11 protein-coding genes are annotated in these 24,344 nt (G+C 71.3%); 2 read left to right on the top strand and 9 right to left on the bottom strand.

Going from position 1 to position 24,344, the window contains the following annotated elements; translation table 11 throughout:
* Positions 1 to 38 precede the first annotated feature (38 nt).
* Entirely contained in the window at positions 39 to 1,712 is a 1,674-nt protein-coding gene (locus tag ACK1X7_RS43575) for an amidohydrolase (RefSeq protein WP_390795883.1), read from the bottom strand.
* Positions 1,713 to 1,839: 127 nt separating this feature from the next.
* Here ACK1X7_RS43575 and ACK1X7_RS43580 point away from each other — a divergent pair, with 127 nt between their 5' ends.
* Complete coding sequence (locus ACK1X7_RS43580) at positions 1,840 to 2,535, top strand: TetR/AcrR family transcriptional regulator (RefSeq protein WP_385147867.1); 696 nt, start codon at positions 1,840 to 1,842, stop codon at positions 2,533 to 2,535.
* Positions 2,536 to 2,627: 92 nt separating this feature from the next.
* Here the strand turns inward: ACK1X7_RS43580 and ACK1X7_RS43585 are convergent, their stop codons facing one another.
* Positions 2,628 to 3,494 (bottom strand): alpha/beta fold hydrolase, encoded by an 867-nt coding sequence (locus ACK1X7_RS43585; RefSeq protein WP_413116577.1) that lies wholly within the window; start codon positions 3,492 to 3,494, stop codon positions 2,628 to 2,630.
* A 180-nt stretch (positions 3,495 to 3,674) separates the two neighbouring features.
* On the opposite strand from ACK1X7_RS43585, the gene ACK1X7_RS43590 reads away from it, so the two are divergent.
* On the top strand, positions 3,675 to 4,934 hold the full coding sequence (locus ACK1X7_RS43590) for a cytochrome P450 (RefSeq protein WP_413116578.1): 1,260 nt from the start codon (positions 3,675 to 3,677) through the stop codon (positions 4,932 to 4,934).
* Positions 4,935 to 5,030: 96 nt separating this feature from the next.
* Here the strand turns inward: ACK1X7_RS43590 and ACK1X7_RS43595 are convergent, their stop codons facing one another.
* The 7 genes from ACK1X7_RS43595 to ACK1X7_RS43625 all read right to left on the bottom strand — a co-directional run bounded on the left by ACK1X7_RS43595 (position 5,031) and on the right by ACK1X7_RS43625 (position 24,299).
* Complete coding sequence (locus tag ACK1X7_RS43595) at positions 5,031 to 5,438, bottom strand: acyl carrier protein (protein WP_078638925.1); 408 nt, start codon at positions 5,436 to 5,438, stop codon at positions 5,031 to 5,033.
* A 35-nt stretch (positions 5,439 to 5,473) separates the two neighbouring features.
* Positions 5,474 to 9,382: a type I polyketide synthase gene (locus ACK1X7_RS43600; RefSeq protein ID WP_413116579.1), complete on the bottom strand. Its 3,909-nt coding sequence runs from the start codon at positions 9,380 to 9,382 to the stop codon at positions 5,474 to 5,476.
* Positions 9,379 to 10,809 (bottom strand): NAD(P)/FAD-dependent oxidoreductase, encoded by a 1,431-nt coding sequence (locus ACK1X7_RS43605; protein ID WP_398162355.1) that lies wholly within the window; start codon positions 10,807 to 10,809, stop codon positions 9,379 to 9,381. Before ACK1X7_RS43605 ends, ACK1X7_RS43600 begins: the two co-directional genes overlap by 4 nt.
* Positions 10,810 to 10,844: 35 nt before the next feature.
* Positions 10,845 to 11,312, bottom strand: coding sequence for a nuclear transport factor 2 family protein (locus ACK1X7_RS43610; protein WP_390795887.1), 468 nt, complete (start codon positions 11,310 to 11,312; stop codon positions 10,845 to 10,847).
* Positions 11,313 to 11,347: 35 nt separating this feature from the next.
* Complete coding sequence (locus tag ACK1X7_RS43615; RefSeq protein WP_413116580.1) at positions 11,348 to 11,785, bottom strand: nuclear transport factor 2 family protein; 438 nt, start codon at positions 11,783 to 11,785, stop codon at positions 11,348 to 11,350.
* Positions 11,782 to 17,580, bottom strand: coding sequence for a type I polyketide synthase (locus tag ACK1X7_RS43620; protein WP_413116581.1), 5,799 nt, complete (start codon positions 17,578 to 17,580; stop codon positions 11,782 to 11,784). The genes ACK1X7_RS43615 and ACK1X7_RS43620 overlap by 4 nt, the downstream gene beginning before the upstream one ends.
* A gap of 107 nt (positions 17,581 to 17,687) precedes the next feature.
* The gene (locus ACK1X7_RS43625; RefSeq protein WP_413116582.1) at positions 17,688 to 24,299 is read right to left on the bottom strand and encodes an SDR family NAD(P)-dependent oxidoreductase; all 6,612 of its coding nucleotides are present in this window, start codon (positions 24,297 to 24,299) and stop codon (positions 17,688 to 17,690) included.
* Positions 24,300 to 24,344: the final 45 nt, after the last annotated feature.

Consider the following 24,344-nt stretch of genomic DNA (forward strand, 5'->3'; position numbering starts at 1 on the left):
TCCGTCCGGGGTGGGCTCGGTGAAGTAGGGGGGATACGTCAGTCGGTCGCGGCGAAGACGAGCCGACCGTCGATATAGGTCCGGCGCACCCGGGCGCCTGCGATCTCCTGGGAGGGGCCCGCGAACGGGTCGCGGTCGAGTACCACGAGATCCGCGTACTTGCCCTCCTCGATCGTGCCGGTCACGTCGTCGAGGTGGTTCACCCAGGCGCTGCCCGCGGTGTACGCGGTGAACGCCTCGGCCAGGGACAGGGCCTGCTCGGGATAGAACGGCGCGCCCGGCGCGTCGCTCTCACCCGGGGGGACGGTGCGGTTGACCGCGACATGGATGCCCCACAGCGGGTTGGGGCTGCTCACCGACCAGTCGCTGCCCGCGACCAGGCGGGCCCCGGCGCGCCGCAGATCCCCGAACGGGTACTGCAGGGCGGCCCGTTCGGGGCCCAGGAACGGGATCGTGAGCTCGTCCATCTGCGGTTCGTGCGCGGCCCACAACGCCTGGATGTTCGCGGCCACGTCCAGGCTCGAAAAGCGTCCGATGTCGTCGGGGTGGACGACCTGGAGGTGGGCCATGTGGTGCCGGTTGTCATTGACTCCATTGGTGGTGCGGGCGGTGGCCAGCGCGTCGAGGGCCTCACGGACGGCGCGGTCGCCGAGCGCGTGGAAGTGGACTTGGAAGCCGGAGCGGTCGAGCGCGCACACCGCCTCGGTGAGCAGGGCGGGCTCGACGAAACTGAGCCCGGAATTGGCGGTGGGGCAGCCGCAGCCGTCGAGGTAGGGCTCCAGCATTCCCGCGGTGAAGTTCTCCGCCACGCCGTCCTGCATGATCTTCACGCTGGTGGCGTTGAAGCGGCCCACCTGTCCGGTGCGGCGGCGCTCCTCCAGCTCGGGAAGTTGTTCCAGGCCGCGTTCGCGGTCCCACCACAGGGCACCGACGACGCGGGCGACCAGCGAGCCTTCACGGGCCGCGCGCAGATAGACATCGAAGTTGTCGGGGTTGCCGGGGAAAGCGCCGATCATGGCGTCCTGCCAGCCGGTCACTCCTAGCGAGAAGAGGTACTCCTGCGCGGCGAGCAGACCGGCGTATGCCTCGTCCGGTGTCGCGACCGGCATATGGCGGGCAACCAGCTCCACGGCGCCTTCGTGCAGGGTGCCGGCTGGGCCGCCGTCCGGCTCCCGCTCGATCCGGCCGTCCGCCGGGTCGGGGGTGTGGCGGTCGACCCCGGCGAGGTCGAGCGCGTGGGTGTTGGCCCAGGCGCCGTGGCCGTCGCGGTTGGTGAGCAGGACGGGCCGGTCCGGCACCACCGCGTCGAGCATGCCGCGCGTCGGCGTACCCCCGGGGAAACTGTCCATGGACCAGCCACCGCCGCGGATCCAGACCGCGTCCGGATGGTCCTTGGCGTACTGGGCCACCACCGCGAGACAGCCCTCGGCGGTGCTCTGCTCACCCAGGTCGCAGCCGAGCATCAAGGCTCCGGCCACCACGGGATGGACATGGGCGTCCTGGAACCCGGGGATGAGCAGCCCGCCCTCCAGGTCGACGACCTCCGTGGCGGTGCCGGCGAGCGACCACACCGTGCTCGTGTCGGCGACGGCAAGGATCCGGCCTCCCCCTACGGCGACGGCGGCGTCCACCGGGGTGGGCCGTGTTCCGGCTCCGGTGAAGACCCGGCCACCCACGAAAACGGTGTCGGCCTGTTGGCTGCGGTCTGCCATCAAAGCAACCTCCGGCTCGGCGGGCTGACCCGCTGGCTTGTTTGTTGTGGAGGAGTGAACGGCAGCGCAATGCTGTTGTCAACGATATTGCGCTGATCGTTTCTTGGATCGATACACTGGCCGCACCATGCCGAAATCACCCGCCAACACGGCCCGGAGCAAGCGCGCAGGCAGTCATCTGACGCCCGACGCGATCATCGACGCGAGCCTGCGCATCGCGGCCCGCGGAAGCGAGGACGCCTTCACCGTCCGGCGCCTGGGCGAGGAGCTGGGCGCGGACCCGACCGCGATCTACCGGCACTTTCGCGACAAGGACGAGCTGCTGCTGTCCGTCGCGGACCGTACGCTGGGCGAGGTGCTCGACAGCATCCCCGAGGGCCTCGACTGGAAGGGGCGCATCCGGGCGCTCGCCGACGGCTCGCTGGCGGTCGCCCTCAAATACCCGGTGGTGGGCTCGGCCATGGCGAGCCGTACCACCCGGCGGCCCAATGAGTTCCGGGTCGTGGAACTCATCCTCGGCGCCGTCATGGAGGCCGGACTCGAGGGCGCCGAGGCGGCCGTCCACTACCGCATGGTCGCGGACTCACTCCTCGCCTATGTCGGTCAGCAGGCCGCCTATCTCCTGTTCGCCCCGGAGGTCCGCGCTGCCGACGAGTCCGCCTGGACCCGCGAGTACCGGCTGGTCGACCCGCGGGCATTCCCCAACATCACCGGCCTGAGCGCCGAACTCGCCGAGGTGACGGACGAGCAGATCTTCGAGGCCATGGTCGGGGCGCTGATCTCGGCGATCGAGAAACGGGCCGAGACTCTGCGGGGGGCCTAAGCAGCCAGTGGCGGTCATGGACCACTGGGTGATGTCGATGCCCGGGCCGGCGCACCGGCTCCCCGGTGAGCGGCTCGGGGGCGCCGTGCCGGTCAGCGAGCGCCGTGGCCCGGCTGCACGCCGCGGGCCAGGTCGAGCAGATCGTCGGCCACCCGCCGGGGACGCTGGGCGTGCAGATCGTGCTCGGAGTCGAGGTACTCCCGCATCGTCGCGTGGTGCAGATCGGCCGTGGTCTCCCTGATACGGGAGCGGATGCGGTCCGCCCACTTCCCGTCCGCGCCCTTGGGAATGGCGGGCATCAGCAGGGTGGGCACCGTGATGGCCGCGTACCACGGCCTCGGCGGCTCGTTCCAGATGCTGTGCAGGATCGACATGTGCTGCTCGGTGGACATGCGCCGGGACAGCGACCCGTCCGGGTTCACCAGCATCGTGTCCACCGCGGCTTCGATCGCCGCGGGGGACCAGTCCGGGTGGATGGCGCGGAAGTAGTCACTCACGCTCTGCACGGTGGCGCCCTCCAGGGACGCCGGCCGCAACGCCCCGACGAACGCGTCCCAGGACGCGAACGCCTTGGCCGGCTCCAGCCAGCCGCCGTCCACGAGCGCCAGCGCGGCCACCAGGTCGGGGTGCTCGGCGGTCAGCCGCACCGAGACATTGCCGCCCCAGGAGTGACCGGCCACCACCACCCGGTCCAGCCCGAGGGCGGCGGACGCCGCCACCAGATCGGCGACCGCGGTCGGGGTGTCGTAGCCGGTCTCCGGTGTGTCGGAGTCCCCGTGGCCGCGCAGATCCACCGCGTACACCGCATGGCCCGCGGCGGCCAGATGGTCGGCGACCTCGTCCCACAGCCGGGCGCTGGAGGCCATGCCATGGACCAGGAGAAAGGGCAGCGACGCCGTTCCCGGCCGGTGCCGGAAATGCAATTTCACATCGTCGGTTACGGGCACGGAAAGATCCATGCCGGAATTCTAGCCGGGCCGCCCAATCGGATTCGACCGCTGGGGATATGAGGTATGCGCGGATTAGCGGCGCTTAAGCGGGACGCGAGATGCTGGGCCACCGGGCGATTCATTCTGTCATGCCGACCCAACTCCTTACCGACCGTAGACTCCGTAGACTCCGAGCTGAAGTGAGGCGCTGTGTATCCCCCGGAATCGAGGCTCGCCCATGTCGACAACATCGACCTCACCGACTTGTCCTTCTGGGCCCAGCCCTACGGCGACCGTGACGCCGCCTTCGCGGCGCTGCGCCGGCGGCCGGAGCCCGTGCTCTTCCGCGAACCGGTCATGCCCGGGTTCGGGCGCGGGTCCGGCTATTACGCGATGGTCAGGCATGCCGATATCGCCGAGGTCAGCCGCCGCCCGCAGGACTTCGGCTCGCTGCCCACCGCGATCAGCATCATCGACCTGCCGGAGGAGTTCAACAGCTTCTTCGGGTCGATGATCAATATGGACAATCCCCAGCACGCCCGGCTGCGCCGGCTGGTCTCCCGCGCCTTCGGCCGGGGAATGGCCGCCGAGTTCGAGGTGGCTTCCCAAAAGGCGGCCCGGAAGATTGTCGACGATCTCATCGCGGACGGCCCGGGCGACTTCGTCCGCAACGTCGCGGCGATCATGCCGATCGCGGTGCTCAGCGGCATGATGGGGATTCCCGGCGACGACTACGAGTTCATTTACGACCGGTCCAATGTCATCGTCGGCACCTTCGACCCCGAATATGTTCCCCGGGCCGATCAGGCAACCGCCGCCCTGCTGAAGACCTCACATGAACTCGCCGACTACATCTCACGGCTCGCCGCCGACCGCACCCGTAACCCCACCGGGGATCTGGTCACCCGGCTGGTGCAGGCGCAGATCGACGGTGAGCGGCTGAGCCCCGAGGAACTCTCCTCCTTCTTCATCCTGCTCGTGGTCGCCGGAATGGAGACCACCCGCAACGCGATCTCACGTGGTCTGGTGCTGCTCACCGAGCATCCGGAGCAGCGGAAGCTGCTGCTCTCCGACTTCGAGACCTATGTGCCGGGCGCGGTCGAGGAGATTCTGCGGGTCGCGACCCCCATCAACTGGATGCGCCGAACCGTCAAGCGGGACTGCGAGGTGAACGGCCACCGCTTCCAGGAGGGCGACAAGCTGCTGCTCTTCTACTGGTCCGCCAACCGGGACGAGGACGTCTTCAGCGACCCCTATCAGTTCGACATCACCCGGGACCCCAATCCGCATATGACCTTCGGGTCGGTCGGCCCGCACTTCTGCCTGGGCGCCCATCTCGCCCGGATGGAGGTCACGGTGCTCTTCCGCGAGCTGTTCAGCCGGCTGCCGGAGATCCGCACGGTGGGGGAGCCCCGGCGGCTGGTGGCCAGCTTCGTCGAGGCCATCAAGCACGTGGACTGCGCGTTCTGACGCACCGGTGGAGCCGCCCGTACGGCCAACAGGAAAACGCCGCGCGGGAGGGGGACCGTCCCCCTCCCGCGCGGCGTTGTGCCCTGCGGGGCCGGGCTAGGCCGTGGCGCCGTCACCGGAGTTGACCGCGGCGTACGCCTCGGCGAGGTAGTGGCCGAGCTGGGCGGGGGTGGGGTACTCCAGAATGGCGACGAGGGGGATCTCCACGTCGGTGAGCGTCATCAGATTGCGGGTGAGTTCGAGAGCGGTCAGCGAAGTGAGCCCGTTCTCCAGGAAGTTGCTGTCGTCGTCGACCACTGCGGGTGCCAGGATGTCGGCGAGCTGCGTCCGTACGGTCTCCCGCAGGATGTCCTCGCGCTCCTCGGCGGTGGCGATGGCGAGCGCCTGGTGCAGCGCCGCCCCGTCCAGTGCGGTCTCGCTCTTCTCCGTCTGCATCGCGGATCCGTCTCCTTGAGGGCCGGCGTCGCCGGGGGTGTGGTTGTTGACGGTGGTGTGTGCGTTCATCGGTACTCCCGCCTGGTTGGGGCCGGTCGGCGTGATCACCGACCGCGGTGCGTATGCGGCGTGGCCGAGGGGCCGGAAAGGTCATCGAGGAGCCGATGCCGTCCCAGCTCGGAGGCGTGTGCGGTCATCCAGCTCCAGTCGATGTCCGCGATGACCACGGATGCCGTGTCCGCCATGACCGCCTGCCGCAGCAGGGCGGCGGCCGCGTGGTGGGGCAGTGCGGGCATCCCATTGGTCCGGAGCTGCTTGGCGGCGCCGACGGCCGTATCGGGGTCGTCGATCGAGCCCCAGCACACCGAGGTCGCCGGAACACCCCGGGCCCGGCACTGCTGGGCGAGCGCGCTCAGATAGGCGTGGGCCGGCGCCTGATTGCCCAGACCCGGGCTGGGCAGGACGCCCACGATCGAGCATCCGAGGACCAGGGCCGACAGCTCATGGCTGCTGGCGAGGGCGCTGAGGTTCACCGCGCCCGCCACCGTGGCCGCCCACTCGCGCTCGATCCGCGCCGTCTCCAACTGCCCCGCCTCGGCGGCCAGCGGCGCCGTGAGATGCAGAACGGCCGTCAGCGGGAACTCCGCGGGAAGGCCCGCGACCGCCGTGGCGAGCGCCTCCGGGTCCGCCACATCGAACGTGGCCACGGACACCCGTACGCCCATGGCAGTCAGCTCGGCCACCAGATCGGCGGCCGGTGGCGCGGTGTCGACCAGCAGGAGATGTTCGGCGCCGTCCTCGGCCGCCCAACGGGCGGTGTGCGCGGCCAGGGTGGTGGCGCCCGTGATGAGGACCGTTCCCCGGAACCGTCGGGCGGGGCCGGTGAGGGCGGTGGGGATGTCGCGTACCAGGCGGCGGGCGAAGCAGCCGTCGCCGCGCACGGCCACCTCCGCTTCGCCGTACGCCCCGGCCAGGACCGCCGCGAGCCGCCGTCCCGCCCGGTCGTCGAACCGCTCCGGCAGGTCGACCAGCCCGCCCCACCAGCGCGGACGCTCCATCGCCAGCGCCCCGCCCAGACCCCAGAACCGGGCCTGCTCCGGACGGGACATCGGATCGCCCAGGTCGATGCCGACGCCACCACGGGTGGCCAGCCACACCGGGGCCTCGATCCCGGCCCGCCGCAGCGTCTCGAACACATCGAGGGTCGGGGCGAGGGCAGGGCCGCGTCCGTCGTCGGCCGGTGGCCCCACCGCCAGCAGGGAGAGCACCCCGGTGACCGGCCGACCGGCGACGGCCTCGGACATCCGCCGGGTACGCGCCTCGTCGTCCGATGGTGTGGTGTCCGGGGCGAATACGACGGCCTCGGCGCCATGGTCGCTCAGGGCGGTGATCACGGCGGCGACCTTGGCGTCGTCGCTGCTGATGACCAGCCAGGTGCCGGTCAGCCGGGGCGCCGGCGGGTCGGCGAGGGGCTTCCAGGCGATGCGGTAGCGCCACTCCCGCTGTCGCCGCCAGGTGGCCAGGGCGGGCAGGATCTCCGCGAGCACCTCCCGCCGGTCGGCGGGGACCTCGAGCGCCCGGGTCAGGGCCGCCGTGTCCGTACGGGCCACGGCATCCCAGAACTCGGCGTCCGCCCAGGTCTCCACCCGGGGCACGGCATCCGCCGGAGCCTCGTTCTCCAGCCAGAAGCGCTGTCGTTGAAAGGCATAGGTGGGCAGGGCGACGGTGCGGGGCGCCGGATCGCCGTCGAACAGCGAGGCCCAGTCCACGGTGGCGCCCATGGTGTGCATACGGGCCAGGCCGCACATCAGCTCGCGCACCTCGGAGCCTTCGGACCTCTCGGCCCCCTCGGGCCCCTTGCCCCGGAAGGGCGACAGCACCAGCGCCGCCGGGGCGGAGGTCAGCATCGCCTCCGGCCCCAGCTCCCACACCACACCGGCCTCGTCCAGCGAGGGCAGGGGCGGCCGCTCGTACTCCACCGTGCTCGGATCGGTGCCGGTGGCCACCAGGCGGCAGGCGTGGGCGAGGTCGAGAGCACCGGAGATGTGCGCCGCGGCGATCTCACCGACCCCACAGCCCATCACCGCGTCGGGGCGCACCCCCACCGAGGCCAGCAGCCGGGTCAGGGCGACGTAGAGGGCGAACAGCCCCGCCGGGGAGGACGCGTCGCGGTCCCCCCGCATTCCCAGCAGCTCACCGGCCTCGTCGAAGGCGGTGGCGAAGACGGGGAACCGGTCGTACAACTCGGCGCCCGCCCCCGGGAGGTGGCCACCCTGGCCACCGAAGACGAACACCGCCCCGCCCGCCGAGGCCGCCGCCGCGCCGGTACGGGCCATCTCGGGCCCCACCACCGAGGGATGTGGCTCACCGGCGGCCAGCGCCGTCAGCCCCGCGCTCAGCTCGTCCGGCCCCCGGCCGACCACGACCGCCCGGTGGTCGAAGGCCGACCGCGTGGTCACCAGCGACCATCCCACATCGGCGGGGGACAGCCCCGGACCGGCCGCCGCCGTATGCGCGGCCAGCGCACCGGCCTGTCCGCGCAGCGCCGCCGCGCTCCGCGCGGACAGCACCCATGGCACCACCCCCGCATCCCGCGCGCCGCTGTTGTCGGCAGCGGCCTCGACCGGTTCGGTGAACTGCTCGAGAATCACATGGGCGTTGGTGCCGCTGGCGCTGAACGAGGACACCCCGGCCCGCCACGGCCGGTCCATCCGCGGCCAGTCCATCCGCTCGGTCAGCAGCCGCACCGCGCCCTTGCGCCAGTGCACCAGCCGGGTCGGCCGGTCGATATGGAGCGAACGCGGCAGCACGCCCCGGCGCATCGCCATCACCATCTTGATCACACCGGCCATTCCGGCGGCGGCCTGCGTATGACCGAGGTTCGACTTGATGGATCCCAGCAGCAGCGGCCGGTCGTCCGGACGGTCCTGGCCGTACGTGGCGAGCAGCGCCTGGAGCTCGATGGAGTCGCCGAACGCGGTACCCGTGCCATGCGCCTCCACCGCGTCCACGTCCCCCGTGGACAGCCGGGCGTCCGCCAGGGCGTCGCGGATGAGCTGCTGCTGGGCGGGGCCGTTCGGAGCGGCCATGCCCGTACTGGCACCGTCCTGGTTGATCGCCGAGCCGCGGATCACGGCCAGCACCGGATGGCCGTTGCGCCGCGCGTCGGACAGCCGCTCCAGCAGCACCAGACCGGCGCCCTCCCCGTACACCATGCCGTCGGCGGCGTCCGCGAACGACCGGCACCGGACATCGGGGGACAACTGGCGCTGGCTGGAGGCCACTTGGAAGACGCTCGCGGTGTACATGATGGCGGCGCCACCGGCCAGCGCCAGCGTGCACTCGCCCCGCCGCAGCGATCCGGCCGCCAGATGCATCGCCACCAGCGACGACGAACACGCGGTGTCCAAGGAGACCGCCGCGCCCTGGAGACCGAGGGTGAACGCCACCCGGCCCGAGGACACACTGCCCGCGTTGCCGTTGCCCACATGGCCCAGCAGCCCCTCGGGGATCTCGTCCAGACGCGAGGCGTAGTCGTGGTACATCACCCCCGTATAGACGCCGGTCCGGCTGCCCCGCAGGGTGTGCGGATCGATGCCCGCGCTTTCGGTGGCCTCCCAAGCCAGCTCCAGCAGCATCCGCTGCTGCGGTTCGATGGCCGCCGCCTCCCGGGCGCCGATGTCGAAGAACTCCGCGTCGAAGTCGGCCGCGTCATAGATGAAGCCACCGGCCCGGACGTATGAGGTGCCGTGGTGCTCCGGATCGGGGTGATAGAGGTTCTCCAGCTCCCAGCCCCGGTCGGTGGGGAAGCTGGAGACGGCGTCCCGCTCATCGGCCACCAGATCCCACAACTGCTCCGGGGTGCGCACACCGCCGGGAAAGCGGCAGGCCATGCCGACGACGGCGATGGGCTCCGCCAGCTCCGCCTGGACCTCCCGCAGCCGCTGCCGGGTCTCATGCAGCTCGGCCGTCGTCCACTTGAGATAGTCGACGAGCTTTTCCTCGTTGCTCATGAGCCGCCCGCACTCACCGTGCTGCGCGGAGTCAGCTTCACCAGCGCGAGCTCCTCGGCGGTCAGTGGTGGCTCGGTCAGCTCCGGAAGGACCCGGTCCTTGTGCATCAGCGACAGAAAGCCGTTGGACGCCAGCTCGGACTGCGGAGCGGTCAGACTGATGACATCGGTCACCACATCGCACACCGCCGAGGAACGGATCGACCGTTCGGAGATCAGATCGGAGAAGCGCTGCCGGGCCACCGCCCCACCGATCAGCCGCGGATCCGTCGCGCTCATCCGGCAGTTGACGTACTCCACATCCTTGGACGCGGCCATGATCCAGGGATCGTCCACGGTGGCGCTGATCGCCTGCTGGGCCCGGCGGGTCGCTCCCACATCGGTCCCGGACCGCTGGAGCTCCGTGTCCAGCGCGGCGGCCGCACGAGCCGCGGAGCTCATCCCATGGCCGTAGATCGGGTTGAACGCCGCCAGCGCGTCCCCGAGCACCAGCAGCCCCTCCGGCCAGATCTCAAGCCGCTCCGGATACAGCCGCCGGTTGGCGCCGACACGCGAGACGGCCACCGAGGTCAGCGGCTTGGCCAGGGCGATGAGATCGGCGACCAGCGGATGGCGCAGCGTCCGGGCGTAGGGCAGGAAGTCGTCGTCGTGTGCGGGCAGTCCGGCGCCCCGGGTGCACGACAGGGTCACCATCCAGGTGCCGTCCTCCTGCGGATACACCACTCCGAAGCGTCCCGGCTCGCGCAGCCGGTGGTCGGCGGCCACGTTGACGGCGGGGAATCCGGTGGCGGCACCCGGCGGCGCCTGGTACACGCGGGTGGCGTACGCGATGCCCGCGTCGACGATGTCCTCATCGAGCGGCGGCACCTCCAGCGCGGACAGCCAGTGCCGGAGCCGGGAACCGCGCCCGGAGGCGTCGATCACCAGATCGGCCTCCAGCGTCTCCCGCGCACCGGTGTCCATGTCGCGCACCCGGACCCCGCTGACCCGTTTGGCGTCGCCGACCAGATCGAGGATCTCGGCGCGCTGACGCAAGGCGATCCGCCCGGTGGCCAGAACGCGGTCGCGGACCTTCCAGTCCAGGAACGGACGGGTGCACATCAGGGCGTACTGCCGCGGTGGAAAGCGGTGTTGCCAGCCGTGGGACGTCAAGGTCACCAGGTCCTGATGGAATCCGATCCGGCGGGCGCCCGCGGCGAGCAGTTGGTCGATCATGCCCGGCAGCAGCGTGTCCACGATGCGCGCACCGCTGGACCACAGCACATGGACATGGCGTCCCTGCGGCGATCCCTTACGGTGCCGGGGGCCGTCCGGCAGCACATCGCGCTCCACGACGGTGACGCGCTCCACATGGCGGGCCAGCACATGGGCAGCCAGCATTCCCGCCCAGCCTCCGCCCAGAACGATTCCGTGCTTGGGTTCGGTCATGGTTCTGCTTTCGTCCCTTCACCGCTTACGGCCTTTTACATCGGACTGGGGCTGCCCTTGGCCTGGACCATCTTGGCGAGGTTCTGGGTGACCGCCATGAAATGCGCGACACCGCTGAGTTCGGGGCCGTCTCCCACTTTCGTATCCGTGATGCCCCAGAACGCCTGGGCGTGATGGACCAGACCGTCATCACCGAGTTCGATCACACCGATGATGCTGAAGGTGAGTTTCGCCGGTGCGTACACCGTGACCGTGGTCGGCACCGCCACCTTGCGGCCGTCCATCGAGGTGACCGGACGGCCCGGGGTCTCATGCACCTGGCATTCGATGGACCAGGCGATATGTCCGCGAAGGGCGTCCTTGCCGATGAGCGGGGGCGCGCCGACCGGGTCTTCGAAGACGATGTCGTCCGAGAACAACTCCAATACGGCCTCGACATCACCGGCGTTCATCCGCCGCGCGTATTCCAGGGCCATCTTCTTGAGGGTCGCCTCATCGGCCATGAACGCCTCCTGTGCGGTGCCGGGATCGTCGGGGATCAGCCGGTGATATCAATGTCCGACCTCCCCCAGAACATCTGAAGTTCCTGAATGAGACCGCCGGCCCCCGCGCGCATCATCAGGACGTAGTCCCAGGTGATGCGGGAGTCCTCCGGGCTGTCCGGGGCCGGGAGCCAGCCGCGCTCGGTGTATCCGGGGCCCTTGGGCAGATAGTCCATGGTGGCCGTCACCGACACCAGGACATGCACACCGTCCTGCCCCGCGACCGGCTCACCGGGAATCTCGCTGATACCCGCCGCGGCGAGCTCCTCGAAATGCTCACGAAGGGCGTCCCGCCCGGCCCTGCGCCCCGAACCGACCGGATCCTCGAAAGTCACCTCGTCCGCGTAGAGTTCGAGCAGCCCGTCGATATCCGCGGCGTTCATCCGGCGGCTGTGCTCGAGGATGAGTTTCTTCCGGCTTCGCTCATCAATCACCGTGTGCCCCCATGCGCATGCTCTCCGTTGCTGTCGCTTCGGCCAAGGTCCTGGTCGATGAACTGGAAGATCTCGTCGGCCGTGGCGTCCTGAATACGGCCGGCCGCGGGCCCTTCCTCCGTTCCGCCGCCGTGCAGGGCGCCCAATTTCGACAACGTGCTCTGAAGGCGCCCCAGCAGCGCTTCCTGCGCCGCCCCGTCCCGGGCCACGGAAAGCAGCGCGCCTTCCATCCTGTCGATTTCGCCCAGCATCGGGGTGAGCGGATCCACGTCCTCGGGCGCCAGTTCCGAATGGAGATGCGCGGCGAGCGCGGCCGGATTCGGATGGTCGAAAATCAGGGTGGTGGCCAGCCGCAGCCCGGTCACGGCGGTCAGCCTGTTGCGCAGTTCGATCGCGGTCAGCGAGTCGAAGCCGAGCTCCAGGAAGCCGCGCTCGGTCTGGATCCGCCCGGGGTCGGAATGGCCCAGCGCCGCCGCGGCATGGGTGAGGACCAGACCGAGCAGCGTGCGCCGCCGCTCCTCCAGTGGCAGCGCGGCCAGATGACCGGCCCAGTCGGTATGCGGCCGGGCGGTGGCCGCGGTGCGCCGCGCCGTACCGCCACCGGTGAGCGCCCGCAGCGGAGCGGGCAGGGTGAGCGCCGGCTGTCCCGCCAGGGCCCGTACGTCCAGATCGATGGCGATCAGATGGTGGTGGCCGTGGCGCACGGCGGCGTCCAGCAGCCCCAGCGCTCGCTCGCTGGACATCGCCCCGATGCCCGACTGGGCCATCCTGGCCCGGTCCGCCTCCTCCAGATGCCCGGTCATCCCGCTGGCATCCGCCCACAGGCCCCATGCCACCGAGAGACCCGGCAGGCCGAGGGCGCGGCGCCGGGCGGCCAGGGCGTCACAATAGGCGTTAGCCGCAGCGTAGTTGGACTGCCCGGAGGCGCCCAGCGTGCCCGCCGTGGAGGAGAACATCACAAACAGGGACAGCGGCAACTCCGCGGTCGCGGCGTGCAGATGAGCCGCGGCCGTGGCCTTCGGACGCCACACCCGCGCCAGCCGCTCCGGCGTCTGGGTGGTGAGGACGGCGTCGTCCAGTACCCCGGCCGCGTGGACGACACCGGTCAGCGGATGCGCGGGATCGACCCCGGCAACGAGAGCGGCCACCGCGTCCGGATCGGTGACATCGACCGCGGCGATCCGCACCTCGGCGCCCAACTCCGTCAGCCTGTCGGCGAGTTCATCGGCACCGACGGCCTCCGGACCGCTGCGGCTCACCAGCAGCAGATGCCCGACTCCCCAGGTGCGCACCAGATGCTCGGCGACCAGAGCGCCCAGGGTGCCGGTGCCACCCGTGATCAGCACGGTGCCACCGGCGTCGAGTCCGGGGGTCTTCTCCCGCTCGTCCTGGTCGTCGACGGCCGGGGCCGGCGTGGCCGTCGCTGCCTTCGCGCGGGCCATCCGGGGCACCAGCACCCGTCCGTCCCGCAGCGCCACTTGGGGCTCATGCGACTCGATCGCGCGCACCACGGCCGCCACCAGACCCTCGCGACTCTCGCGGCCCTCATCGAGGTCGAGCAGTACGAACCGGCCCGGGTTCTCCGACTGGGCGCTGCGGATCAGCCCCCACGCCCCGGCACTCGACGGATCCAGCGCGGTGCCGTCGGGCTCATCGGTGTGTTCGCCCGGACGGCCCGCCGCCATCGCACCCCGTGTGACGACCACCAGCCGCGCATCGGCCAGGGCCGGTCGCCTCAGCCAGGACTGCACCAGCCCCAGCAGTTCCTCGACCGCCCCCAGCCCGTCCCCGTGGCCACCCTCAGCGGCGTATGGATGGACCAGGACGACGGCGGGGGCCGGCTCACCCGCGTCCACGGCCGCGATCAGCGCCTCCAGGTCCGGATGGCACACCGTGGCATCGGGGCCCACCCCGGCCGCGACCCGCTCCGCCAGCCCCAGCCGGTCCTCGCCCAGCACCACCCAGCCGCCCTCGCCGACCACCGACGTCGGGGACGGCGCGGTGGCCGCGGCGGGCAGCGGCGTCCAGTCCAGGGTGAACAGCCCGTCCACGGCACGGCCGGCCCCGGCCGTACGCAGCCGGTCCGTCGCGGCCGGACGGGTCACCAGCGAATCGACCGTGAGCACCGGAGCGCCCACCGTGTCCGCCACCGTCAGCCGCAGGGACTGCCGCTCCTCGTCCCGCGACAGCCGCACCCGTACGGTGGCCGCCTCGGTGGCCCACAGGGATACGCCGTTCCAGGCGAACGGCAACCACACCTGGCCGTCGTCCTCCTGCCCCTCGGGCCGGTCCATCAGCAGCGACGGATGCAGCGCCGCGTCCAGCAGCGCCGGATGGATGCCGAAGCCGTCCCGGCCACCCGCGGCATCGGGCAGCGCCACCTCGGCGAGGACATCCCGGCCATGGCGCCACGCGGCCATAAGCCCCTGATACGCCGGGCCGTATCCGTAACCCGCCGCCATCACCTGCTCGTAGAAGGCACCGATGTCCAGCGGCTCGGCGCCCGGTGGCGGCCACGCCCCGCCCAGACCCTCCACCGGTGCGGGAACCTCGGCAGCGGGTGCGAGCACGCCCACCGCATGACACACCCACCCCGCGTCCGGACCGGAATCGAGGGCCGGGGCGTGACCACCAGGACGGTCGGGGCCGTCGAGCCGGTCGGGGCGGGAGTACATCCGCACCTCACGCCGCCCGTCCTCCGCCGCCGCGCCCACCACCACCTGCACCCGCAGCCCACCGGACTCGGGCAGCGCCAGCGGAACCTGGAGCGCGAGCTCCTCCACCCCGCCACAGCCGACCTCGTCGGCCGCCCGCAGCGCCCACTCCACCAGCACCGCGCCCGGCGCCAGCACCGCACCCGCCACCACATGCTCGGCGAGCCACGGATGGGACCGCGCGGAGAGGCGGCCGGTGAGCACATGGGTGGTGCCGTCGGCGAGTTCCACGGCGGCGCCGAGCAGCGGATGGCCCGCGGACGTCAGCCCCAGATCGGCCGGATCGCCACCCGGCCCGCCCGCTCCGTCCAGCCAGTACCGCTCACGCTGGAAGGCGTAGGTGGGCAGGTCGATGACGCGGGGTGCGGGGTCGGCGGGGAACCAGCGGGCCCAGTCGACCGCGACCCCCGCGGTGAACGCCTGCGCCACGGACCGTGCCAGTTGGTCCGGGCCGCCGTGGTCGCGCCGCAGGGTCGGGACGGTCACCGCGTCGACCCCCGCTTCCTCGAAGGTCTCCTGCATGCCGATGGTGAGGACGGGGTGGGTGCTGGCTTCGATGAATACGCGGTGGCCGTCGTCGAGGAGTGCTTGTACGGCGTCGGCGAACCGTACTTGTTCGCGGAGGTTGGTGACCCAGTAGGCGGTGTCGAGTCCGCTGGTGTCCATGCGGGCACCGGTGACCGTCGAGTAGAACGCCACCTCTGCCTGGACGGGTTCGATCCCCGACAGCACCTCCCTCAACTCCTTGGCGATTTCGTCCACTTGGGGGCTGTGGGAGGCGTAGTCGACGTCGATGAGCCGGGCTCGGCGGCCTGTCTTTTCGCATGCGGATACGGCGTGGGCGACCTGTTCGGGTGGTCCGGATACGACGACGGATCCGGGGCCGTTGACGGCGGCCACGCCCACCCCTTCGGCGCGTTCGCCGAGGTCGGTGAGGAATTCTCGGGCGTGGTGGTGGTTGAGGGTGAGGGAGGCCATGGCGCCGTGGCCGGTGAGGCGGCGGAGGGCGTGGGCGCGGAGGGCGACGATGCGGGCGCCTTCGTCGAGGGAGAGGGCTCCGGCGACGCAGGCGGCGGCGATTTCGCCTTGGCTGTGGCCGATGACGGCGGCGGGGGTGACGCCGTGGTGGTCCCATACGGCGGCGAGGGAGACCATGACGGCCCATAGGACGGGTTGGATGACGTCGACGCGGGCGAGGTCGGCGGCGTCGACGCCGCCGCGCAGGACGTCGGTGAGGGACCAGTCGACGTGGGGGGCGAGGGCTTGTTCGCATTCGGTGATGCGGGTGGCGAAGGGGGGTGAGGTGTTGAGGAGTCCGGCGCCCATGCCGGGCCACTGTGAGCCTTGGCCGGGGAAGACCAGGACTGGTCCCGTGCTGCCCGTGGTTGTGGTGGTGTGGGGTTCGATGAGGGCGGGGTGGGTGTTGCCGGTGGTCAGGGCGTTGAGTCCGGCGAGGAGTTCGTCGCGGTGTTGGCCGATGATGACGGCGCGGTGGTCGAAGACGGACCGGGTGCTGATCAGCGACCAGCCGACATCCGCCGGTGTGAGCGCGGGGTTGGCGGTTACTCGTTCGGCCAGTGCCGCGGCCTGGCCGCGCAGCGCCTCATGGCCACGTCCGGACACCACCCATGGCACCACACCACCCACCGAGGCACCGTCCGGCGACGTGTCCGGTGTGCGGGTGGCCTCGGCCGGTTCGGGAGCCTGCTCAAGGATCAGATGAGCGTTCGTACCGCTGATGCCGAACGACGACACACCCGCACGGCACGGCCGTCCGTTCGCCGCCCACTCGACCGGTTCGGTCAGCAGCCGCACCTCGCCCGCGCCCCAGTCCACATGCGGTGTCGGCTCGTCGATGTGCAGCGAGGCGGGGAGCACCCCGTGCCGCAGCGCCTCCACCATCTTGATGATGCTCGCCACTCCGGCGGCGGCCTGGGTGTGCCCGATGTTGGACTTGACGGAGCCCAGCCACAGCGGATGTCCCTCCGGCCGGTCCTGGCCGTAGGTGGCCAGCAGCGCCTGGGCCTCGATCGGGTCACCCAGCGTCGTACCCGTACCGTGTGCCTCCACCGCGTCGACCTCGGACGGCGACAGCCGGGCGTTGGCGAGCGCCTGTCGGATCACCCGTTGCTGCGAGGGCCCGTTGGGCGCCGTAAGGCCGTTGCTTGCGCCGTCCTGGTTGACCGCCGAACCCCGGATCACCGCCAGCACCCGATGGCCGTTGCGCCGTGCGTCGGACAGCCGCTCCAGCAGCACCAGGCCGACGCCCTCGGAGAAGCCCGTGCCGTCCGCCGCCGCGGCGAACGCCTTGCACCGCCCGTCCGGGGACAGCGCGCGCTGACGGGAGAACTCGGTGAACCCGCCGGGCGTGGCCATCACCGTCACCCCGCCCGCCAGCGCCAGCGAACACTCGTCCTGCCGCAGCGCCTGCACCGCCAGATGCGTGGCCACCAGTGACGACGAGCACGCCGTGTCCACCGTGACCGCGGGCCCCTCCAGGCCGAACGAGTACGACACCCGGCCCGAGACCACGCTGCCGAGGTTCCCGGTGGCCACATAGCCCGCCGAGTCGCCGGTCGTCTGGCCGATGAGTGACAGATAGTGGTACGAGTCCACTCCGGCGAACACCCCGGTGCCGCTGCCGCTCAGCGCGTCCCGCGTCAGCCCCGCGCGCTCGAACGCCTCCCACGCCGTCTCCAGCAGCAGCCGCTGCTGCGGATCCATCGCCGCGGCCTCACGCGGGTTGATCCCGAAGAACTCGGCGTCGAAATCGGCCACATCGCGCAGGAACCCGCCCTCGCGGGCGCTGCTGGTACCGGCGTGCTCCGGGTCCGGGTCGTAGAGGTTCTCCAGGTCCCAGCCACGGTCCTCGGGAAACGAGGAGATGACATCCACACCCTCGTCCACCACCCGCCACAGGTCCTCGGGGGTGGCCACATCGCCGGGGAAGTGGCAGGCCATCCCGATGATGGCGATGGGCTCCCGGGCGCGGTCCTCGACCTCGCGCAACTGCCGCCTGGCCAGACGCAGATCGGCGGTCGCCCGCTTGAGATAGCTGCGGAGCTTCTCGTCATCCGTCATATCGCATCAACCCGATCGTCACGGCGGTCCTGATTTCGGCGGTCCTGTCAGGGGCTCTGTCTGGGGCCCCGCTAGGGGTCCTGATTCGGCGGTCCTGATTCAGCGGTTCATCGGAGACTGTCGTCGGAGGGGACGGTCAGCTCGTTGTCGAGCGCCTGGAACAACTCCTCGTCGCTGGCCGACTCCAGATCCTCCTCGGCGGGGTCGTCACCGTCCTCGCCATGCCACGGGCCGTCCACCTTGCGCAGCAGCTCGCGCAGCCGCACCGCGATCCGGGCCCGCTGCTCGCGGTCGGCGATACCCCCGGTCAAGGCGGCGTCGAGGGTGTCGAGGCCGGTGAGCAGCGAGGCCCCCGGCGCCACTTCGGCCGGGACGAGGAGCTCCCGCAGCAGCCGTACCACCGCGGTGGGCGTGGGGTGGTCGAAGACCAGCGTGGCGGGCAGCCGCAGACCGGTGGCGGCGCCCAGCCGGTTCCGCAGCTCCACCGCGGTCAGCGAGTCGAAGCCCAGCTCCCGGAAGTTCTGGGCGGGGTGGATGGCATCGGCCGTGTCATGGCCCAGCACCGTCGCCGTGGCGTTGCGCACCAGCTTGAGGAGCGCCTGCTGCCGGTCCTCCTCGGACAGGGTGGCGAACGCTTCCGCCGGTGCCGCGCCGCCCGGGCCGGCGGCTCCGGTGGCCGCCTGCGGGGCGGTGCCGCGCACCAGGCTCCTGAAGAGGGGCGGCAGATCGTCGGCGTGGGCCTCCCGCCGCAGGGTGGCGAGGTCGAGCCGGATGGGTGCCAGGGACGGAAGGCCGCTGTCGAGGGCGATGTCGAGCAGTGCGAGACCCTGTTCGGTCTCCAGGCCCATCATCCCGGCCCGTGCCAGCCGCGCCCGGTCGGCGTCGGTCATCCCTCCGGTCATCCCGGTGGCCTGCGCCCAGTACCCCCAGGCCAGGGAGGTGGCGGGCAGGCCCTGGGCATGCCGGTGCGCGGCGAGCGCGTCCAGGAAGGTGTTGGCCGCCGCGTAGTTGCCCTGTCCCGCGGCGCCCAGCAGCCCGGCGGACGCGGAGAACAACACGAACGCCGACAGCCCCGCGCCGCGGGTCAGCTCATGCAGATTCCACGCCGCGTCGGCCTTCGCACACAACACCTCATCGAGCTGATCGGGTGTGAGCGCCTCGACCGTGGCATCGCGCAGCAGCCCGGCGGCGTGGACGACGGCGGTGAGCGGATGGCGGTCGGGGACGGTCTCCAGCAGCTTGGCCAGCGCGGCCCGGTCGGCCGCGTCACACGCGGCGATGGAGACCCGCGCGCCGAGCCCGGTCAGCTCGGCCGCCAGCTCCGTGGCCCCCGGGGCGTCGAGGCCCCGGCGGCTGATGAGCAGCAGCCGCCGTACGCCGTGCTGGGCCACCAGATGGCGGGCGGTGGCGGCGCCCAGGGTGCCCGTACCACCGGTGATGAGGACTGTGCCGTCCGGGTCGAGGGCGGTGGGGAGCGTCAGCACGATCTTGCCGATGTGGCGGGCCTGGCTGAAGTAGCGGAACGCCTCGGGGGCCCGGCGGATATCCCACAGGGTGGTGGGCAACGGCCGCAGCGTCCCGTCCTCGAACAGGGCCGACAACTCGGCCAGCATTCGCTGGATACGGTCCGGGCCCGCGCCGCCGACCAGGTCGAACGCACGGTAGACCACGCCCGGATAGCGGGCGCCGACCTCCTCGGGGTCGCGGACATCGGTCCGGCCCATGTCGATGAAGCGACCGCCGGGCGCCAGCAGCCGCAAGGAGGCGTCCACGAAGTCACCGGCCAGCGAATTGAGCACTACATCGATGGAACCCGCGGTGGTGCGGAACCCCTCCTCGAAGTCGAGAGTGCGGGAGGAGGCGATGTGACGGTTGTCGAATCCGCGCTCTCGCAGGGCATGCCACTTGGTGGGGCCCGCCGTGGCATACACGTCGGCCCGCCAGTGGCGTGCCAACTGCACGGCCGCCAGGCCCACTCCGCCGGTGGCCGCGTGCAACAGCAGCTTCTCCCCGGCCCGCAGCCCCGCGAGATCGGCGAGACCGTAGTAGGCCGTGAGAAAGGCGGACGGTGTGGTCGCCGCCTGGGCGTACGACCACCCCGCCGGGATCCTGGTGATCATCCGGACATCGGTGACGACCAGTGGCCCGGTGCCGTTGAACAGCCCCATCACCCGGTCGCCCACCGCGAACGCGTCGGTTTCCGGCCCCACCTCGACGACCACGCCCGCACCGTCGCCACCCAGTGGCCTGGGATCCTCCACCATGCCCAGCGCCACGACCACGTCATGGAAGTTCACCCCGCCCGCCCGCAGCGCCACCCGGACCTCGCCACGGCCAAGCGGGCGCGTGTTGTCCGGGCAGTCGACCAGCGCGAGCTGGTCCAGGCTGCCGTGGCCGGTCAGCCCCAGACGCCACGCGGCCGACCCCTCCGGCGCGGCGAGCCGCTTGGCCACGTCGTCGTGGACCAGCCGCGGGACATACGTCACACCCTCGCGCAGCGCCAGTTGAGGCTCGCCCGAGGCCACGGCGTCGGCCACGGCGCGTAGTGAGGCGTCCCGTTCATCGAGGTCGAGCAGCAGGACCCGGCCGGGGTTCTCCGACTGGGCGCTGCGCACCAGACCCCACACGGCCGAGGCGGGCAGATCGTGGACATCGTCATGGCTGCGCGTGGCGACCGCGCCACGGGTGACCACGGCCAGCCGAGCGTCGGCGAGTTCGGGTGCGGCGAGGAACTCCCGCAACACCCCGAGGGCGTGTTTGCCGAGGTCATGGGTGCGCTCCACCGGATTGTCGCGCACATCGGCGGGAGAGCCGAAGAAGGCGAACACCACATCGGGGGCCGGGGCCCCGTCCGCCACGTCCGCCCGTACGGCCGCGAGATCCGGAAGGCCAGTGGCGCCGGGCAGCGCATCGGCCAGGAGGCCGCCGTCCGGACCGATCACGGCCGAACGGCAGGCGGGGGCGGACTCGGCCGGTGTCAGCCGTGTCCAGGCGACCTGGAACAGCGCGTTCCTGCCCGCCGCACGGGCCCGCCCCAACTGCCCGTCCGGCACCGGGCGCAGGATCAGATCGTCCACGACGACCACCGCGGCGCCGGTCGGATCGGCCGCGAACAGCGTGAGCCGGTCCGGTGCCGTCGGGGTGATGCGGATCCGCAGGGTGTCCGCCCCGGTGGCGCGCAGCCGCAGACCACTCCAGGTGAACGGGAGCAGGACCCGGTGTGCGTCCTCGGAACCGGGGACGACGTCCAGGGCCCGGGCGTGCAGCGCGGCGTCGAAGAGGGCGGGATGGATGCCGTACCTGGCCGCGCCGTCGCGCTCCCCTTCGGGCAGGGACACCTCGGCGTAGACGGCGCCGTCCAGCCGCCAGGCGGCGGTGAGGCCCTGGAAGGACGGTCCGTAGTGATAGCCGTGGTCGGCGAGCTGACGGTAGAAGTCCTCGACGGGGAGTGGTGTGGCCGCGGGAGGCGGCCAGGCGCCGTCCAGGGCCCGGGAGTCGGCCGCGGAGGAGGTGGCGAGCGCCCCGGTGGCATGCCGGGTCCAGGCCGCGTCGTCAGTGTCCGCCATGTCGCCCGCGTCGGCCGCCGGCCGGGAATGCACCGTGATGGGACGCTCCCCGGTGTGATCGGGAGCGGCCACGGCGATCTGCACATCGACCGCCTCACCCTGCGGAATCACCAGTGGCGCGTGCAGGGTCAGCTCCGATACCTGGTCACAGCCGGTCCGCGCGGCGGCGTGCAGGGCGAGTTCGGCGAAGGCGGTGCCCGGCAGCAGGACGGTGTCCAGGACCCGGTGGTCGTTCAGCCAAGGGTGGGTCCGCGGCGACAGCCGGCCGGTGAGTACATGCGCTCCGCCCTCCGCGAGTTCCACGGCGGCGCCGAGCAGCGGATGACCGGCGGACCCCAGTCCGAGGTCGCCCGGGTCACCGCTGTGGCCACCCCGCCCGTCCAGCCAGTAGCGCCGTCGCTGGAAGGCGTAGGTGGGCAGGTCGATCGCGCGGGGTGCGGGGTCGGCGCGGAACCAGCGGGCCCAGTCGACCGCGACTCCCGCGGTGAACGCCTGCGCCACCGATCGCATCAACTGGGTGTGGTCGCCGTGGTCCCGTCGCAGAGTCGGCACCGCGGCCGCGGGCACACCGGCTTCCTCGAAGGTCTCCTGCATGCCGATGGTGAGGACGGGGTGGGTGCTGGCTTCGATGAATACGCGGTGGCCGTCGTCGAGGAGTGCTTGTACGGCGTCGGCGAACCGTACTTGTTCGCGGAGGTTGGTGACCCAGTAGGCGGTGTCGAGTCCGCTGGTGTCCATGCGGGCACCGGTGACCGTCGAGTAGAACGCCACCTCTGCCTGGACGGGTTCGATCCCCGACAGCACCTCCCTCAACTCCTTGGCGATTTCGTCCACTTGGGGGCTGTGGGAGGCGTAGTCGACGTCGATGAGCCGGGCTCGGCGGCCTGTCTTTTCGCATGCGGATACGGCGTGGGCGACCTGTTCGGGTGGTCCGGATACGACGACGGATCCGGGGCCGTTGACGGCGGCCACGCCCACCCCTTCGGCGCGTTCGCCGAGGTCGGTGAGGAATTCTCGGGCGTGGTGGTGGTTGAGGGTGAGGGAGGCCATGGCGCCGTGGCCGGTGAGGCGGCGGAGGGCGTGGGCGCGGAGGGCGACGATGCGGGCGCCTTCGTCGAGGGAGAGGGCTCCGGCGACGCAGGCGGCGGCGATTTCGCCTTGGCTGTGGCCGATGACGGCGGCGGGGGTGACGCCGTGGTGGTCCCATACGGCGGCGAGGGAGACCATGACGGCCCATAGGACGGGTTGGATGACGTCGACGCGGGCGAGGTCGGCGGCGTCGACGCCGCCGCGCAGGACGTCGGTGAGGGACCAGTCGACGTGGGGGGCGAGGGCTTGTTCGCATTCGGTGATGCGGGTGGCGAAGGGGGGTGAGGTGTTGAGGAGTCCGGCGCCCATGCCGGGCCACTGTGAGCCTTGGCCGGGGAAGACCAGGACTGGTCCCGTGCTGCCCGTGGTTGTGGTGGTGTGGGGTTCGATGAGGGCGGGGTGGGTGTTGCCGGTGGTCAGGGCGTTGAGTCCGGCGAGGAGTTCGTCGCGGTGTTGGCCGATGATGACGGCGCGGTGGTCGAAGACGGACCGGGTGCTGATCAGCGACCAGCCGACATCCGCCGGTGTGAGCGCGGGGTTGGCGGTTACTCGTTCGGCCAGTGCCGCGGCCTGGCCGCGCAGCGCCTCATGGCCACGTCCGGACACCACCCATGGCACCACACCACCCACCGAGGCACCGTCCGGCGACGTGTCCGGTGTGCGGGTGGCCTCGGCCGGTTCGGGAGCCTGCTCAAGGATCAGATGGGCATTCGTACCGCTGATACCGAACGCCGACACACCCGCACGGCGCGTACGCTCCCCACGCGGCCAGGCAACCGGTTCGGTCAGCAGCCGCACCGCACCCGACGCCCAGTCGGCGTGGGGCGTCGGCTCGTCGATATGCAGCGAGGCGGGCAGCAGCTCATGCCGCATCGCCATCACCATCTTGATCACACTGGCCGCACCGGCGGCGGCCTGGGTGTGCCCCAGGTTGGACTTGATCGAGCCGAGCCACAGCGGCCCGTCCTCCGGCCTGCCCTGGCCATACGTGGCCAGCAGCGCCTGCGCCTCGATCGGATCGCCGAGCGTGGTCCCGGTGCCGTGTCCGTCGACCGCGTCGACCTCGGACGGCGACAGCCGGGCGTTGGCGAGCGCCTGTCGGATCACCCGTTGCTGCGAGGGCCCGTTGGGCGCCGTAAGGCCGTTGCTTGCGCCGTCCTGGTTGACCGCCGAACCCCGGATCACTCCGAGAATACGGCGGTTGCGGCGCCGCGCCTCGCACAGGCGCTCCAGGACGAGCAACCCGACGCCCTCGCCCCATCCGGTGCCGTCGGCGGCCGCCGCGAACGGCTTGCAACGGCCGTCCGGGGCCATGCCACGCTGCCGGGAGAACTCGATGAACGCGCCGGGCGTCGCCATCACGGCCACCCCGCCGGCCAGGGCCAGATCGCATTCGCCCTGGCGCAGCGCTTGAGAGGCCAGGTGGATGGCGACCAGCGATGAGGAACACGCGGTGTCCACCGTGACGGCCGGACCCTCCAGGCCGAGCGAGTACGCCACCCGGCCGGACACCACACTGCCGAGGTTCCCGGCGCCGACGTAGCCCTCCACCTCGCTGGTGATATTGCCGATGACCGACAGATAGTCATGCGAACCGACCCCGGCGAACACCCCGGTGTTACTGCCGCTCAGCGACTCCCGATTGAGCCCGGCGCGCTCGAACGCCTCCCACGCGGTCTCCAGCAGCAGCCGCTGCTGAGGGTCCATGGCCTGGGCCTCGCGGGGGCTGATGTCGAAGAAGGCCGCGTCGAATTCGGTCGCGTCGTAGCAGAATCCGCCCTGGTCCACATAGGACTTCCCGTAGCTTTCGGGGTCCGGGTCGAACAGCTCCTCGGTGCCCCACCCCCGGTCCATGGGAAAGCCGGAGACGGCGTCCTCCCCGTCCCGCACCAGCCGCCACAGCTCCTCCGGCGACCGCACTCCGCCCGGATAGCGGCAGGCCATGCCCACGATCGCGATGGGCTCCGGCTCGGCGGACTCGGCCTCTCGCAGACGCTCACGGGTCTGGCGCAACTCGGCCGTGACCCACTTGAGGTGGTCGAGCAGCTTCTCTTCGTTCGACATCTAGCGGAGGCTCCTTGGCGCGTCGCGGAGGATGGGGGGCATCGG

Origin of the sequence: Streptomyces sp. CY-1, from assembly GCF_047218265.1 — a bacterium.
Taxonomy (GTDB): domain Bacteria; phylum Actinomycetota; class Actinomycetes; order Streptomycetales; family Streptomycetaceae; genus Streptomyces; species Streptomyces niphimycinicus.

Coding starts and splice junctions, on each gene's coding strand:
- ACK1X7_RS43575 (WP_390795883.1), bottom strand. CDS start 1,712: ATGGCAGACCGCAGCCAACAGGCCGACACCGTTTTCGTGGGTGGCCGG.
- ACK1X7_RS43580 (WP_385147867.1), top strand. CDS start 1,840: ATGCCGAAATCACCCGCCAACACGGCCCGGAGCAAGCGCGCAGGCAGT.
- ACK1X7_RS43585 (WP_413116577.1), bottom strand. CDS start 3,494: ATGGATCTTTCCGTGCCCGTAACCGACGATGTGAAATTGCATTTCCGG.
- ACK1X7_RS43595 (WP_078638925.1), bottom strand. CDS start 5,438: ATGAACGCACACACCACCGTCAACAACCACACCCCCGGCGACGCCGGC.
- ACK1X7_RS43600 (WP_413116579.1), bottom strand. CDS start 9,382: ATGAGCAACGAGGAAAAGCTCGTCGACTATCTCAAGTGGACGACGGCC.
- ACK1X7_RS43605 (WP_398162355.1), bottom strand. CDS start 10,809: ATGACCGAACCCAAGCACGGAATCGTTCTGGGCGGAGGCTGGGCGGGA.
- ACK1X7_RS43610 (WP_390795887.1), bottom strand. CDS start 11,312: ATGGCCGATGAGGCGACCCTCAAGAAGATGGCCCTGGAATACGCGCGG.
- ACK1X7_RS43620 (WP_413116581.1), bottom strand. CDS start 17,580: ATGACGGATGACGAGAAGCTCCGCAGCTATCTCAAGCGGGCGACCGCC.
- ACK1X7_RS43625 (WP_413116582.1), bottom strand. CDS start 24,299: ATGTCGAACGAAGAGAAGCTGCTCGACCACCTCAAGTGGGTCACGGCC.